This window comes from Sphingobacterium sp. UBA7249 (genome assembly GCF_002472835.1).
Classification (GTDB): Bacteria; Bacteroidota; Bacteroidia; order Sphingobacteriales; family Sphingobacteriaceae; genus Sphingobacterium; species Sphingobacterium prati.
Genome location: NZ_DKST01000001.1, coordinates 455896 through 471703 on the forward strand (window position 1 = coordinate 455896; position 15808 = coordinate 471703).

General features: G+C 41.7%; 11 protein-coding genes. 8 read left to right on the plus strand and 3 right to left on the minus strand.

The window, feature by feature from the left end; genetic code table 11:
* Window positions 1-59 precede the first annotated feature (59 nt).
* On the minus strand, window positions 60-560 hold the full coding sequence (gene tpx, locus B4A24_RS01530; RefSeq protein WP_293941777.1) for a thiol peroxidase: 501 nt from the start codon (window positions 558-560) through the stop codon (window positions 60-62).
* A gap of 146 nt (window positions 561-706) precedes the next feature.
* Here tpx and B4A24_RS01535 point away from each other — a divergent pair, with 146 nt between their 5' ends.
* The 3 genes from B4A24_RS01535 (at window position 707) to B4A24_RS01545 (ending at window position 4016) form a co-directional block, all read left to right on the plus strand.
* A complete protein-coding gene (locus tag B4A24_RS01535; protein WP_293941780.1) occupies window positions 707-1927 on the plus strand; it encodes an OmpP1/FadL family transporter in 1221 nt (406 codons plus the stop codon).
* Between the two features lie 6 nt (window positions 1928-1933).
* Entirely contained in the window at window positions 1934-3289 is a 1356-nt protein-coding gene (locus B4A24_RS01540; RefSeq protein ID WP_293941784.1) for an SGNH/GDSL hydrolase family protein, read from the plus strand.
* Between the two features lie 310 nt (window positions 3290-3599).
* Window positions 3600-4016 carry an OsmC family protein gene (locus B4A24_RS01545; protein ID WP_293941787.1) on the plus strand — a complete coding sequence of 139 codons (417 nt, stop codon included), beginning with the start codon at window positions 3600-3602 and terminating at the stop codon, window positions 4014-4016.
* A 77-nt stretch (window positions 4017-4093) separates the two neighbouring features.
* On the opposite strand, the gene B4A24_RS01550 is transcribed toward B4A24_RS01545, so the two are convergent.
* The gene (locus B4A24_RS01550; RefSeq protein ID WP_293941790.1) at window positions 4094-6463 is read right to left on the minus strand and encodes an outer membrane beta-barrel family protein; all 2370 of its coding nucleotides are present in this window, start codon (window positions 6461-6463) and stop codon (window positions 4094-4096) included.
* 112 nt (window positions 6464-6575) lie between these two features.
* Here B4A24_RS01550 and B4A24_RS01555 point away from each other — a divergent pair, with 112 nt between their 5' ends.
* Entirely contained in the window at window positions 6576-7895 is a 1320-nt protein-coding gene (locus B4A24_RS01555) for a sensor histidine kinase (protein WP_293941793.1), read from the plus strand.
* A 149-nt stretch (window positions 7896-8044) separates the two neighbouring features.
* On the plus strand, window positions 8045-8722 hold the full coding sequence (locus B4A24_RS01560; protein WP_293941796.1) for a response regulator transcription factor: 678 nt from the start codon (window positions 8045-8047) through the stop codon (window positions 8720-8722).
* Between the two features lie 87 nt (window positions 8723-8809).
* Here the strand turns inward: B4A24_RS01560 and B4A24_RS01565 are convergent, their stop codons facing one another.
* Window positions 8810-9865, minus strand: coding sequence for a DUF2157 domain-containing protein (locus B4A24_RS01565; protein ID WP_293941799.1), 1056 nt, complete (start codon window positions 9863-9865; stop codon window positions 8810-8812).
* 326 nt (window positions 9866-10191) lie between these two features.
* On the opposite strand from B4A24_RS01565, the gene uvrA reads away from it, so the two are divergent.
* The 3 genes from uvrA to B4A24_RS01580 all read left to right on the plus strand — a co-directional run bounded on the left by uvrA (window position 10192) and on the right by B4A24_RS01580 (window position 15802).
* Window positions 10192-13035 (plus strand): excinuclease ABC subunit UvrA, encoded by a 2844-nt coding sequence (uvrA, locus tag B4A24_RS01570; protein WP_293941802.1) that lies wholly within the window; start codon window positions 10192-10194, stop codon window positions 13033-13035.
* A 186-nt stretch (window positions 13036-13221) separates the two neighbouring features.
* Window positions 13222-15102, plus strand: a complete 1881-nt coding sequence (mutL, locus tag B4A24_RS01575; protein WP_293941805.1) for a DNA mismatch repair endonuclease MutL — start codon at window positions 13222-13224, stop codon at window positions 15100-15102.
* A gap of 13 nt (window positions 15103-15115) precedes the next feature.
* Entirely contained in the window at window positions 15116-15802 is a 687-nt protein-coding gene (locus tag B4A24_RS01580; protein WP_108634833.1) for a rhomboid family intramembrane serine protease, read from the plus strand.
* Window positions 15803-15808: the final 6 nt, after the last annotated feature.

Sequence of the window (15808 nt, forward strand, 5' to 3'; positions counted from 1 at the left end):
TTATTTGGTTTTTAGTATTGAGATATGAGATTTGTTCTCAACATCCAATATTCTCCTAGTTAGTTCAATGAAGCAATAGCAGCTGCATAGTTCGGTTCGTCCGCAATCTCCGCAACTTGCTCCTCATACAATACTTTTCCGTTTTCATCCAATGTAATAACCACACGGCTCAATAGACCGGCCAAGGGTCCATCCGCAATCGCCAATTGATAAGCATCAGAGAAATTCGAATCTTTATATTCGGATAATGTCACCACATTGTTCAAACCCTCAGCTGCACAAAAACGTCCCTGTGCAAACGGTAAATCTTTCGAGATACACAGTACAACCGTATTCTCCAATTGAGATGCTTCTTTATTAAATGCACGTACAGAAGCTGCACAAGTTCCGGTATCCACACTTGGAAAAATATTTAATACAATTTTTTTCCCTTTAAAGTCTGCTAAAGATTTATCGGAAAGATCGCCTGCAGTTAATTTAAAATCAGGCGCCTGCTCACCGACTTGTGGTAAGTTGCCTTTAGTATTCACCGGATTGCCCTTAAAAGTGATTGTAGCCATAAAATATGATTGTTTAATTTTAGTTTCCTTGCACTTAAAGGTACGAGCAAAAAAAATATTACACAACATTTATTAATATTAGCCAAACATTTACTATGTTAGCATTGTATTTTAAAGAGGAACGTTAACCAACAATAAACACTAGTATGAAGAAATTATTATTCTCAATACTTTGTGCATCACCATCACTGCTCTTTGCACAAGGGTCTCAAGTGAATACACAGGGCGTACGGGCATTAGGCATGGCTGGTGCCGGATCTGCACTTTTCACAGACGAAACAAGTATATTCTACAATCCGGGAGGTTTAGCAAAAATGGACCACAATGCGGTTTCTGCGGGCATATCCACGGTAATGTATCGATCAGCCTTCAAAGAATCAGGAAGCAATCAAGTGTATAACACGCGCTCGCAAGTCACTCCTCCTTTTTCTGTTTTTGCGACCTTTGGTCCAGACAATGCCCGTTGGAAGGCTGGTCTGGGTGTCTATACGCCTTATGGCGGAGCAGTGGACTGGGGAGACAGTTGGCCTGGGAAATACGAGCTCAACCACCTAAAATTGCGTGCGATTTACATCCAGCCCACCATCAGTTATAAACTTACGGATAACTTAAGCGTAGGTGCAGGTTTTGTTTACAACATCGGTATGGTGGATTTGGCCAGATCATTACCTTTATTTTTACCGGACGGGTCCTCCGCACATGCGAAATTGACCGGAACAGGTACCGGGATAGGTTACAACGTCGGCGCCCATTACAACTTTGACAACAATGTCGCGATCTCTTTATCTTACCGCTCAAAAGTCGTTACAAAGCTGAAAAAGGGTGACGCCGAATTTACGGTGCCTGATGCTGTTGCAGCCTCGTTTCCCGATACCAAATTCAGCGCAGAACTTCCTTTGCCAGCATCACTTAACCTCGGCCTCTCGGTTCCGGTGAGTGACAAAGTGGATATTGTTGCCGACGGAACTTTTATCCAATACAATATCTATAAAAAGCTAGTCTTTGATTATGCAGACAATACACCTTTGCTACAGGATACAGAGCAAATAAAAAATTATAAGAATGCATTTTCAGGAAAAGTTGGGGTGAATTACAAAGCCAACGAAAAGTTAGCTGTACGTGCCGGAGTGGGATATGTAAAAACGCCAGTTGATAAAGACTATGTCTATGCGGAGACTCCGGACAACGACCGTGTCATGGGTGCGCTGGGCTTGTCTTACGCGATCAACGACAAATTCAGCCTGCACGCTGCTTATGTTTTACAAAAATTGAAAGAGCGTACTGTCACAAGCCCCGTCACACAAATTGAGGGTGCTTACAAGACTAACATTCATGCCCCTTCAATTTCATTCACCTATAAATGGTAATAGATTATGAAAAGATTTCAAAAAAATATTAAGCTTTATATTGGTTTTGCGGCGATAGCATTGGCTGCGTCCTGTAAACCGTCTATCGACCTTGACACCAAAGGTGGAAACCCCGAAAATGTAGATTTCAGCAAATACATAGCTGTTGGTAACTCACTGACTTCTGGCTATGCCAATAGTGGGCTCAGTCTCAAGGGTCAGGAACAATCTTTCCCGAATATGCTTGCTCAAGAAATGAAAAAAGTAGGCGGCGGAGAGTTTTTGCAGCCTTATTTTCCTGCGGAAAACTATAATGGTAGCGGCTTCTTATACTTAAAAGCACTGGTGAATGGTCAACCACAATTGGGCACCGTCACCGACCACCTGGCAATCCGTGGTCAGACCGAAGACAAAAAGCCGCTTTACATCAAGTACACTGGTCCCATCAATAATCTGGGCGTACCGGGAATGCGTTTGGATATGGCATTTGCGCCAGGAATAGGTACCACAAAAGGGAATCCTTATTTTGAGCGATTGCTACCAGACAATGCGCCAGCTACCACAACTTATGTAGATTATGCAACGACCAAAGACCATACCTTCTTTTCCTTCTCATTAGGAAATAATGATGTGTTGGGCTATGCAACAAATGGTGCCGTGACTACTGATGCCACAAACACCTTGATTTCTGAACAGGACTTTGCGAGGTTTTACACCGGCTTTGTTACCAAATTAACCAGCAAAGAACAAAAAGGGGTCGTCGCCACCATTCCGGATGTGACGGCAGTGCCTTATTTCACGACAGTAACACGTCAAGCCTTATTGGCCGGTGCGAATGCAGCATTAAAAGCCCAAGATCCTAATGCCGCACCGCTTACGGATATCTATATTAAAACAAAGACAATTCCACGGGCAGCAACGGATAAAGACATGTTTATTCTACCATTTTCTTCGGCGGGCTTATTGGGCAGACGAGATCTCAAAGACCCAGTAACTGGCGTTGTCAATCCAGCTCCTTACGGTCTACATCCGGCAAATCCTGTTGGTGACAATTTTGTCTTGGATGAGGCTGAGGCAAAAATGGTTCAAGATCGTATTGTTGCGCTAAACACCACGATCAAACAGGTTGCGGATAGTAAAAAACTTGCAATAGCGGACATCTATAGTTTCTTGAACAAGGTAAAATCGGGCTATCAGATCAACGGTATCGCCATCAGCAATAAATACATCACCGGTAATATATTCTCGTTGGATGGTGTTCACTTAACGCCTATGGGCTATGCCATTATGGCCAATGTTTTTGTTGACGCCATCAATGCAAAATATAGCACCAAATTAGGAAAAGTAAATGTCAGCCAGTATGGCGGTGTTGCTTTACCTTAGTCTTTTAATGCAGCACATAACCTGGAGAAAAGGTCATTTGAATTGAACATTCAAATGACCTTTTTTTGTGAAACAATGCTTATTTTTGTTTATACAGTTATTCGCTTTTAACAAAATAGAAGGCAAACCAGATGGGTCTAATCGCTAAGGAGTATCACTCTTTACTTTAAAAGTCCACAGACATGCATTTAAAAAAAGGCGTAAAATACTGGGATAAACAGTATTCATGCCAGCTAAATAAAATGAACAAATAAGCCGGGTATAACCGTGTATTTACACGATTAAATTACAGCTTTTAAAATTATTTCGAATGAAAATCAAATTAAACCGCGTTAACCAAGCTGTGCATTTCGAAGCCAGCAGTGAATTATCCCCTGTCAAAGTAAATATCGATGGCTCCGAAGCAATCGGCGGTGAGGGCAAGGGTGTTCGCCCCATGGAGTTGGTATTAATGGCATTGGGCTCTTGCAGTGTTTTTGACCTACACAGTATCTTGACCAAACAACGCCAACAAATCGATGATATTCAAGTGGAAGTTGAAGGAAAACGTCGTGACGAAATTCCACAGGTATTCACGGATATCCACATCAATTTCTTCTTAAAGGGTGAAATTGACGAGGTAAAAGCAACAAAAGCAGCTGAGTTGGCTGTGAAGAAATATTGTTCGGTCCACGATATGCTTGCCGCGGGCGGGATCAATATCACTTATTCGCTAAAAATAAACTAATATTTTTATAGTGCCTACGCTTACATCCACAGATGGAATTAAAGTCTGTAGGTGTAAGCGTAGGCATTTTTTGTGGGCTAAAGTCTTTTTTGCTCTTCGGTCTTGGTCGGCTGGTTGCTGCTCTTGATTTTTTGGTTTCCAAAGTGATACCGAAGCGTTACATTGACCTTTCTTGTGTCTTGGTAATCGTCAAAATAATTGTCCTGATCGGCATACTTTGACGAGATTCTCATCTTTTCAGTCCTGAAAATATCCATAAACGCCAGATTGACTTCCAGCTTTTTGTTAAAAAATTTACGGTTGGTCGTCAAGTAAGTGCTGGAATAGCCTGTAATCCGAAATGGCCCCTGAATAGTCGGCGAAGTAAAACTGTTTCCGAGTTCTACATTCCAGTCGGCATTTTTGTCCAGCACATAGCTTGAACTTATATTGCCATTGCCAATGTAAACGTCATTCCTGTGAAGCACGGCATCAGATCCCATAAAATAATTCTCATTGTACATGCCTTCCAGCTGAAGATTTAATCCCCAGCGGGAGGTCAACTGAAAGCTCTTGCCCAGATCTATCCCCGCTCCCTGTCCTTTTTTAATATTCGTATATTGAAAGATCAGCTGATGATTGACATTATCCTGCAAGGCGATTTCCATATTAGGCCATTTCTCGAACCTGTAAAATAGATCCACATTCCAGCTGTTCTTTGTCCAGGTCAGGTTGAGGTTATGTACAATGGTAGCCCTTAAGCGTGGGTCGCCCTGAAAATACGAAAATAAGTTATAATAAGATTTCGCTGGATTGAGCCAGGAGTAAGCTGGCCGGCTGATGCGCTTACCATAGGAAAACCCAAATTGCTGTTGGTCTGCCAATGCATATTGCATATAGAACGTCGGGAATAGCACAAAATAATCCTTCTTGTTGATATCCTTGGGCTCTGAGACAATACCCTCCAAATCGGTATACTCCCCCCTTAAGCCTGCTTTCCAGCTCCATTTTTTCCAGGTATAGTTAAACGATGTATATAAGGCCGCATTGCGTTCTTTATAATCAAACAGACTGCTCTTTTCGGGTCGGTGCTGCAGTGTACCGGACGCATCGTCTGAAAACAGCAGGTCACTTGTTGTCTTTACCGCACTAAACTTTCCACCAAATTCTACTTCCAGTCCCTTTATCTTTCCTGTAACGTCTACCTGCGAGGAAAAAAGGCGATTTTTACTGACATTATTACTAATAAAACGTGTGCTCGACGGCTGTTCACCTTTAAAATTCAATGCTGTCAAGACATCCTGATCATTGCTGGCATGGCTGGACGTAAAGTAAGACGACCAATTGATACTCCATTGGCGACCGAGTTTCTTCGTCACCTGTAGATAAAGGTTATTGGTCTTGTTGGAGCGTTCATGGTCATTTGTTGTAAAATAACTAGACTCCTGCACCCGGTCTTTGTTATAGATTACCGTGGGCACTTCATAAACACCATAGGACCTCGGCCCATAATAGCCGTTTAAGCCAGCATTGATAGACCAAGTTGTATCTGGCGCATATTCCACCGAAAACACGTAACTATTTTGGCTATTATTGGTATCGAAACGGTCCATCGTGCCTTCCCATGAGGTCTGTTCCTTGGGATAATACACATAATTTGTCTCATAACGGGCATACTTACCACGCCCAAAATTGTATGTTCCCCGCAGATTGAACTTTTCGTTTTTATAATATTGTGTCAGCCCAAACAGTTGCTTCCAGGTTGTGCTCTTTTCGGCCAAGGCCAGTAGTGTACCCCGATACCCATATAAGTTGGATTTGGACAGCTTGATGTTAATGATCGTGCTTCCCTCCGCTTCATATTTTGCCGGTGGATTGGTAATGACCTCGATGGATTGTACATCATTACCGGCTGTGTTCTCCAGGTAGGTTTTCAATTCATCACCGCTCAGCAAGACCTTGCGGTCATTAATAAGTACCACGATCTTTTTGCTCCCCCGGACCATCAGGTCTGAACCGCTAGCCATCACCAAAGGTGTACGTTTAAGAATATCCCAGGTGTTGTATGCCGAGAGATTACTATTTTGAACGTTAAATTCAAGGCGATCCAACTTTCGGATCAGTCGGGGCTGTCTGCCCACGACATTCACCTCCTCCAATTCCTTTGTCTTTGGAAGAAGTGTCAAGATCAGTGGACTATTCACAGTATCACTGTAAAAAAATAATTCCTTAGTCCCAAAGTTCAAATGCGAGGCTTTGAGGTAATATTTGCTGTGCGGTGTCAATGATAATTCAAACTTTCCAGCGGTATCTGTTTTCATTTCACCAATCTGTCGATAGGTACTGTCCAACAAGACAACCGATGCATCGGCCAGCATCTCCTTATTCCCCTTTTGAATTCTCCCCACCCGTATCGTCTGTGCTGTTACGAGCCCTGGAGCTAGAAGCAAAAATAATAAGCATTTCATATTTCGGTATTTAATGTCCAAAATTGTCCATTAACCTTGCTAAATATGGTTAATGAAGAGTTAATGCTATGTTAAGGCCTATGATCTTCATTGTGAGCAGTTATATTTGTATATGGAATTGAAGCCTAAAAATTATATTATTCTTTTCATCCTATTTTTTACTGTCCTGATCGGCATACAAGGGTATCAATTATACAATACCTATCGGCTTAAACAACGGGAGGTATTCGCCGACGTAAAGAAAAATCTGAACAAATTGGATGACGCTGATTCCGTTTTTGATAACAACCTATTGAGTAAGGATATCGCCCGGGATTATTATATCAAACTGGTCAAAAAAGAGATCACCGAAGAAGACCTAAAAAAACTATATACAACACATGCACAGAAAACTTCCGGGGAACTAACAAGATATGTTGACAGTATATTCCGGCCACGGGGAATGCATGTCATCCTTAAACAGGAAATATTGAATATTTACTATAAAGATGCGACAAAACCATTGGTTAATGGCCCGATCACTGTATACACAACATCCGGCACTTTCCGAAATCCTACAGAATTATCCAGCAGTAAATGGCTTACGGAAAAAACTGAAATGAACAAGATTCAGGATAGTATCCAAAGCAGGGAAATTCTATATGTTTTTTCTGTTCCACGCAAAACTTCTTTTGAGGTGGTCAATCTGAGCTGGATTCTATTTAAGGAGCTAACCTCACTGCTGTTGAGCACCTTATTGATCCTGGCCGCTTTTATCTGGTTGTTTTACCGGACAATTAACAATCTCAAGAAACAAAAAAAACAGATTGCCGTGTTGCACGATGTAGTAGATAATATTTCCCACGAGCTAAAAACACCGATTGCGACCTTAAAAATAGCAGCCAAAACCCTCCAAAAATCTCCTGACAATACGATTATTGCCGTGATTGAACGTCAGGTGAACCGCTTGGAACAAACACTGGATCCATTGAACGAGAATCAAACTGCAACAAGTTTACCCCCAACAACAGCGAAAGAGCTACAGGCAATTTTTAGTGATTTTCAGCTATGCAATCCAACAGTCAGACTACTTGTGGAGCCAAGCCTCGGCATGCAGGTCTGTCTTAATTCCATAGATACAACGACGCTGTTTCACAACCTGATGAACAATGCTGTCAAATACGGTTCCTCGCAGTTGAATATCCGTTTTGAGGAACAAAAAGACTATCTATCCATTCAGGTCAAAGACAATGGACAGGGCATGGAAGAAAGCGAATTACCCTATATTTTTGAAAAGTTCTACCGTATCCAGAAAGACAATATCCATGATACGAAAGGCTTGGGAATTGGCCTATTTCTGGTTAAAAATATCGTCAAGAAATATGGCGGAGAGATCAAGGTTATAAGTAAATTGCAGCATGGGACAACTTTTGCCATTCTCTTACCACTTTAATTTATCAGATCATTGGCCAACATCGTCAATCGGCGGCACAGGCTACTACACGAAGAGCAGTGAAGCAGCACTTGAATAAAAATCGTATTATTAACTTTATAATGGATCAGAGAATAAGGGCTAAAAAATCCATTAGATGAAACAAAGAAATGAAGAATAAACTATTGCTGGTAGAAGATGATCCGGATTTTGGATTTATGCTGAGACAATATCTGGAGCTTTCGGACTTTCGTGTGGACTGGATTTCACAGCCAAATGAGCTCATGGAAGACTTTCAAAAGCTGATGGGTTATGATTTAATTATTCTGGACGTCATGCTTCCACAAGTAAGCGGCTTTACTTTGGCAAAAGAGATCAATACACTTTTTCCTTTACTTCCTTTTATCTTTCTAACGGCAAAAGAGCAAAAGATAGATAAGTTAACGGGCTTAAAAATTGGTGCTGACGATTATATTACCAAGCCCTGTGATCCTGAAGAATTATTACTGCGCATACAAAATATATTAAAACGCAATCATAAAACTATGTCGCCAAGTCCCATTGCCATTGGTTCATATTTATTTTTCCCAGATCAACTGTTATTGAGCCATGCTTTGGCGCAATATAAACTCACTGAGCGAGAAGCACAATTGTTGTTATTTCTGTGGCAGCGCAACGGTCAGTTGGTGACACGGGGCGATATCCTCGAAAAAGTATGGGGAAGTGCTGATTTTTTTACAGGCAGAAGTATGGATGTCTTTATCACACGGCTAAGAAAATACTTAAGCCATGACCCTGATCTTCATATTCGTTCGAATCGTGGAGTAGGATTTATGGTACATTTTTAAATCTGAGATCCTCCTAGCGAAAGTCGCTATTGCCGTATAGCACTTTACGCTTTTGATACCCGTTCCCTAAGCGAATCTACCCGACGTTTATCCTTCAAACTCTTCTTTTCGTCTGTTCCATAGTTTTTCTGCCCAACGGCCAACAAACCAAAAGGAAACTGCAAGAATCAGGAAAAAGACTGCTCTATTGATATTATCCCACAAATACTCCACATAGCGGGTATAAATATTCAATACCAAAAACACAAAACCAACCTCGCGGGTAACATTATCCTTCGCTTTTAACCCATAAATTACAAGAAACGCCGAGACCGCAGTGGATAGAATCCCCCAATAAAACATGTGATATTGACGTACTGTAGTCCACTCATAAAAATCCGAATAGTTGCCAAAGATAGATAGTGTCCACAAAGAAACCATAAGGTAAATCAACCCAATGATATAACTGACCGGTTGAAATATCTGTAAACGTTCAAAGCGTGGCTGTAGCCAAACTGCTGCCGCCGTAATTATAGCACCGAAAATCGTAAAACGTAAGGGATAATTCATTCCCCAGAATTTAAATCCCCAATTGCTGTGATAAGCTGTCTCAGTGGCAAACCAAACGCCTAGCGCTAAGAGCATAAAGGTCCAAATCAACTTACTGTCCAATTTGACTGCAAGCACGCCGTATATCGCGACCGAAAGTAAAAATAAGAGGGAATAATGCATGGTATCTTTATCCAAGACCTTGCCCATAAAACCAATGCAGGCGGCTGTTCCAAATACACCAATCAACATCATGGTCTCCGTGGAAAGATTCTTATATGGATAACGCTTTTTATAACGAAAACCCAGTGTGTAAAAAAGTACAGCGACCGCAGCAAAAAAGAAACAAAATAAAATATTTGGGGCTTCGTAAAGGCTGTCCACAAAGGCAAGGAAAGATGCATCCGTAAACAGCGAAAAAACAGCAAACACCAAGGATGCTAATGCAATCCAGAAAGCATACCGGGCCAGCTGGCCCCAATCAAAGCTTTTAACATCGAGGCTATCCATGAGTTCGTTGGCTTTTTGTTCATCCAATAGCCTCTCCTTTTTCCAAAATTGGACAATATCTTCGATGGATTGTTTCTCCTGTTTGCTGACATCGTATTTTCGCATTGTTATTGTATTGATATTATAGAATAAAGAACAAAGATTTTAATCCGGCAAATTTCGCCTTACCGAAGTATCTCCATGTTTTATTTTTATTTTTTAGGTCCTGTACAAACTTAGGGGCTTAAAAGTTGTCATAGCCACCTTAGCCGATCACAAGATAGCAATAACCTTCGTAACTTTCTTACCTCATCCAGTCATCACGAGATCTTCAAATCACATCTATATCACATTTTATTCCAAAAGTCAGATATCCTCGCATAATTCCTTTAAAATCTGTAATTTTGCATGTTTTGCATTTTATCCCTCAATAGGGATTTTAAGGAGTTTTCATGGCAGTAAAAAAAAGCCCAGATTTGGGCGAACAGAGTGAAGTTCAAGTATTTGGTGCTCGCGCGCACAATCTAAAAAATATAGATGTTTCTTTTCCGAGAAATGAATTGGTTGTTATCACCGGCTTGAGTGGTAGCGGAAAGTCTTCTTTGGCTTTTGACACCATTTATGCAGAGGGTCAACGTCGGTATATGGAAACTTTCAGTGCCTATAGTCGCCAATTTTTGGGTGGTATGGAGCGTCCGGATGTCGACAAGATATCAGGTTTGAGTCCGGTGATTTCCATTGAACAAAAGACAACAAGCAAAAATCCAAGGTCAACCGTCGGAACCATTACAGAGGTATATGATTTTATGCGCCTTTTGTTTGCCCGTGCGGGAGAAGCCTTCTCCTATGTCACCGGGAAAAAGATGGAGCGCATGTCGGATGATCAGGTAATCGAGCGTATTCTGGATGAATTTGATGGGCAAGCACTCAATATCCTCGCTCCGGTCGTGAAAGGGCGTAAAGGACATTATCGTGAGCTTTTCGAACAAATTCGTAAACAGGGCTATGTTAAGGTACGTGTGGATGGTGAAATCTTGGATCTCGTCCCCAAAATGCAAGTAGACCGCTATAAGATTCACGATATTGAAATTGTTGTTGACCGCTTGAAAATAGAGCGTGAAGACAAAAAACGGTTACAGACTTCGGTAATGCAGGCCATGAAAACGGCAAAAGGTATTATTAAAGTGTCTACCAAAGATAATCAGGAGCAATTTTATAGCCGTTATCTAATGGATGCGGAATCGGGGATCTCTTATGATGAACCTCAACCCAATACATTCTCATTCAACTCGCCATATGGTGCATGTCCGACCTGTGACGGCTTGGGCTATATCTTCGAAATTGATAAAAACGCTGTTATTCCCGATAAGAAACTCAGCATTCAAAAAGGTGGACTGGCACCCTTAGGGCCTACACGGGAGAACTGGACGTTTGAAGTGCTTAAAGCGGTGTCCAAAAAATTGGATTTTGCGGTAACAACGCCGTTGGAGAAACTCAGCGACGAACAGATCGACCAACTGTTGTTTGGCAATAAAGAAGAACCTATTGTTGTCACCGTGTCCTATGGGAGCTACGGATCCCGTGAATATCGGGTCGAATTCGAAGGTATCTTTAAAATGCTGGAAGAGTTTTCCGGAAAATCTTCGGATGAAGCACCTTCATTAGATGATTTCAGGACCAAAGTTACCTGTCCAACCTGTCAAGGGGCGCGGTTAAAGAAAGAATCATTGCACTTTAAGATCGCAGACAAGAATATCCATGAATTATCAACCCTCGATATTTCGGCATTAAAAGAATGGTTCGACCAGGTGGAAAGCAAACTGGACGAACGCCAATTGGTCATCGCTACAGAGATACTTAAAGAGATAAGGGCCCGTTTGGGTTTTCTATTGGACGTAGGATTGAATTACTTAACATTGGATCGTACCGCAAAAACATTATCCGGGGGCGAAGCACAACGGATCCGTTTAGCGACCCAGATAGGCTCACAGCTGGTCAATGTACTTTATATTTTAGATGAACCGAGTATTGGACTTCATCAACGTGACAATGAACGTCTCATCAATGCACTCAAAAACCTGCGTGATATTGGCAATTCAGTTCTGGTTGTTGAGCATGACAAAGACATGATCTTGCATGCTGATTATGTAATTGATATGGGACCAGCTGCTGGTGTACATGGCGGAACGGTAGTTGCGGAAGGGCAACCTGACGAGATCTTAAAATCAGATTCGTTGACCGCGGCTTATCTTAATGGGAAAAAAGAAGTTAAAATCCCTGAGAAACGTCGTGAAGGCAATAACAAAACACTGACCATTCATGGTGCCACTGGGCATAATCTGAAAAACCTGACTGTAACATTTCCCCTCGGGAAACTGATCGTGGTATCGGGCGTTTCGGGATCTGGTAAGTCCAGCTTGATTACAGGTACCTTATACCCCATTCTAAATAAACATTTTTTCAGGGCCAAAGCGACTCCACTGCCTTTCAAAAAGATCGAAGGCTTGGAACATATTGACAAGGTGATCGAGATCGACCAAAGCCCAATTGGCCGTACACCACGTTCCAACCCGTCTACGTATACAGGGGTATTTTCTGATATACGTACCTTGTTTGTTCAGCTTCCCGAAGCAAAAATCAGGGGATACAAACCAGGGCGATTCTCGTTCAATGTCAAAGGTGGGCGTTGTGAAACCTGTCAGGGAGCGGGGTTGAAAGTCATTGAAATGAATTTCCTCCCGGATGTACAGGTTCCTTGTGAAACATGCCATGGAAAGCGCTACAACCGAGAAACTTTAGAGGTGCGATACAAAGGCAAATCCATCTCGGATGTACTCGACATGAGCATCAACGATGCCGTCGATTTCTTTGAAAATGTGCCAAGTATTTACAGAAAAATCAAGACATTGCAGGATGTCGGTTTAGGATATATTACCTTAGGTCAATCGTCTACAACGCTATCAGGCGGAGAAGCTCAGCGTGTGAAACTTGCCACCGAGCTTTCTAAAAAAGATACCGGAAATACATTTTACATCCTAGACGAACCTACAACCGGACTTCATTTTGAAGACGTTAATGTACTGATGGGCGTAATCAACCGATTGGTCGACCGAGGAAATACCGTATTGATTATCGAGCACAACCTGGATGTTGTCAAATCAGCGGACTGGGTGATTGATATCGGTCCTGAAGGAGGAAAAGAGGGCGGTCAGATATTATTTGAAGGGACCCCAGAAAATTTAATTAAAAACAAGAAAAGCGAAACCGCACGTTTCCTAAAATTAGAGATGAAATAGGTGCTCCATATGGAGACTATACATTCTTGTAATCTCATGTAACCGTGTAACTCAGGATTATCGTGTGCTCCGGAATGTCATCCGGTCGCACATTTTAAATAATCCCTGCTTTTGCCTGTTCCCCATCGGATTTGGTTCAATGGCAAGCAGCAGATTTCATAAAGGTTTTTCGTAACTTTGTATTATATGTCGGATATTATTCAATTACTTCCAGATAATGTTGCCAATCAGATTGCGGCGGGAGAAGTGGTGCAGCGACCAGCGTCTGCCATTAAAGAATTGATTGAGAATGCCATTGATGCTGGAGCTGACAAAATAAAACTTATTGTTAAAGATGCAGGTAAATCATTGATCCAAGTCATTGATAATGGCTGCGGCATGAGCGTAACGGATGCTCGGCTCTGCTTTGAACGTCATGCGACTTCAAAGATCAGAAAAGCTGAAGATTTATTTGCCATCCGCACCATGGGTTTCCGGGGCGAAGCAATGGCGTCCATTGCTGCGATCGCACAAGTCGAACTAAAAACACGCCGTATCGAAGATGAGCTTGGCACCGTAGTGGAAATAGAGGGCTCAAAAGTTGTCAACCAATACCCAGAAGCTGTCGCTGCTGGAACAAATATTTTAGTTAAAAATCTCTTTTACAATATCCCTGCCCGTAGGAACTTCTTGAAGAGCAATTCGGTTGAAATGCGTCATATCATTGATGAATTTCAACGGATCGCTTTGTCTAACCCACAGATTTTCCTTTCGCTACATAGTGATGGAAATGAGATTTATCACCTTCCTGCGGAGACACTGAAACAACGGATTGTCCATATCTTTGGCAACAATTACAACCAGCGTCTCGTCCCTGTAGAAGAGGATACATCCATTATTAAGGTGGAGGGCTTTATAGGTAAGCCTGAATTTGCAAAAAAAACACGTGGCGAACAATTTTTCTTTGTTAATAAACGCTTTGTACGCGATCCATATCTGCACCATGCGGTGATGAATGCATACGAAGATATTATGCAAGCGGAGACCTTTCCGTTTTATGTACTGTTTATTGATATTGATCCCGCCCGTATCGATATCAACGTACACCCAACAAAGACCGAAATCAAATACGAGGATGACAAAGCAATCTACGCCATCATCCGTTCGGCAGTGAAAAGATCATTGGGCCGATATAACATCATGCCTTCATTGGATTTTGAACAGGAGACTAGTTTCTCCAATCTGATCACCAAGAAATCATTGGATGAAATTATTGTCCCAACAGTGACCTTCAATCCGGACTTTAATCCTTTTGATACCGACAAGTCCAAATCGTCCTACTCCAGGTCCGATAGCTATGCTGAAGGCTTTGCCAAAAAAACAGGGGGAATACCGAGCAATTGGGATTCTTTATATGAAATCGTGGAAAAAGAAGAGTCTGTGCAACTTCCATTGCACAACCGTTCGGAATTGGAGACCGATCATCCTCAAGCCATACAAATGGAAGATAAAGCCTCTTCTAAGTTATTCTTTCAGCTACACAATAAGTATATTGTTTCTCAAATTCATTCAGGCTTTATCCTTATTGATCAACAGGCCGCACACGAGCGCATTTTATTTGAGCAGTTCCTGACACAACTCGATCAGCATAAAGGCTTGAGCCAGCAGAGCTTATTTCCACAAACGATAGATCTCAACCCTTCGGATAACGAGCTCATGAAAGATTTATTGGTTGACATCAACGGCCTGGGATTTCAAATTCGCGAATTTGGAAAAAATTCCTATATTATTGACGGAATTCCGGCAGACTTGGGAACTGGGTTTGACGAAATAAAAATGATTGAAAAAATATTGGAAGATTATAAGAATAATCAATCCGAGTATAAGCTTGCAAAAAGAGAGAATCTGGCAAAAAGCCTTGCCCGCAATGCAGCGATCAAACCAGGCACGCAACTTGATAATACGGCCATGGCAGAATTGGTCGATAAGCTCTTCGCCTGTCAATCACCGAATAGTTCCATCTATGGCAACCCGGTTATCGTAACGTTTACATTGCAGGAGTTGGCAGAAAAATTTGGCAAAAACTAGAAGATAAAACTATATGTTTCAACAATTGACACCCGTTATCAAGAATTTACTGATCGTCAATATTATATTTTATATTGGATCGCAACTTGTACCTATAGCATATGATTATCTTGCCGTATATTATCCGGATTCGCCTTATTTCAAAATATGGCAGGTGATCACACATATGTTTATGCATGACAAAAACAACATTACACATATTTTCTTCAATATGTTCTCCCTTGTCATGTTTGGTCCTATGATTGAACAAGTGCTCGGTCCGAAACGCTTCTTAAATTTCTATATGATCTCGGGAATTGGCGCCTGGTTTCTCTATACAGCGGTGAATGGTATACAACTGTATCATGCTACGGGTTCTTTCGCTCCATTGCACGGCATGAGCGGAAATGAAATCATTTCCCTGGCAAATACAGGCAGTAACGAAGCATTATCATATGTCATACCTATGCTAGGAGCCTCTGGAGCGATCTATGGCGTCCTATTGGCTTTTGCTTACCTTTTTCCAAACATACCGCTTCAATTTTTGTTTATTCCTGTACCAGTCAAGGCCAAATATATGATCGGTGGATTTATCTTAATCGAGATCTATATGAGCTTATCTAGACCGGGAGATTCGGTAGCCCATTTGGCTCACGTAGGTGGGGCATTATTTGGTTACCTGCTGCTCAAATTCTGGAAGGTTAGGAAGGGAATTTATTAATAGCAT

What these genes read in the sequence shown, in the direction of transcription:
- tpx (WP_293941777.1), bottom strand. Translation starts at nt 560, where the DNA reads ATGGCTACAATCACTTTTAAGGGCAATCCGGTGAATACTAAAGGCAAC.
- B4A24_RS01535 (WP_293941780.1), top strand. Translation starts at nt 707, where the DNA reads ATGAAGAAATTATTATTCTCAATACTTTGTGCATCACCATCACTGCTC.
- B4A24_RS01540 (WP_293941784.1), top strand. Translation starts at nt 1,934, where the DNA reads ATGAAAAGATTTCAAAAAAATATTAAGCTTTATATTGGTTTTGCGGCG.
- B4A24_RS01545 (WP_293941787.1), top strand. Translation starts at nt 3,600, where the DNA reads ATGAAAATCAAATTAAACCGCGTTAACCAAGCTGTGCATTTCGAAGCC.
- B4A24_RS01550 (WP_293941790.1), bottom strand. Translation starts at nt 6,463, where the DNA reads ATGAAATGCTTATTATTTTTGCTTCTAGCTCCAGGGCTCGTAACAGCA.
- B4A24_RS01555 (WP_293941793.1), top strand. Translation starts at nt 6,576, where the DNA reads ATGGAATTGAAGCCTAAAAATTATATTATTCTTTTCATCCTATTTTTT.
- B4A24_RS01560 (WP_293941796.1), top strand. Translation starts at nt 8,045, where the DNA reads ATGAAGAATAAACTATTGCTGGTAGAAGATGATCCGGATTTTGGATTT.
- B4A24_RS01565 (WP_293941799.1), bottom strand. Translation starts at nt 9,865, where the DNA reads ATGCGAAAATACGATGTCAGCAAACAGGAGAAACAATCCATCGAAGAT.
- uvrA (WP_293941802.1), top strand. Translation starts at nt 10,192, where the DNA reads ATGGCAGTAAAAAAAAGCCCAGATTTGGGCGAACAGAGTGAAGTTCAA.
- mutL (WP_293941805.1), top strand. Translation starts at nt 13,222, where the DNA reads ATGTCGGATATTATTCAATTACTTCCAGATAATGTTGCCAATCAGATT.
- B4A24_RS01580 (WP_108634833.1), top strand. Translation starts at nt 15,116, where the DNA reads ATGTTTCAACAATTGACACCCGTTATCAAGAATTTACTGATCGTCAAT.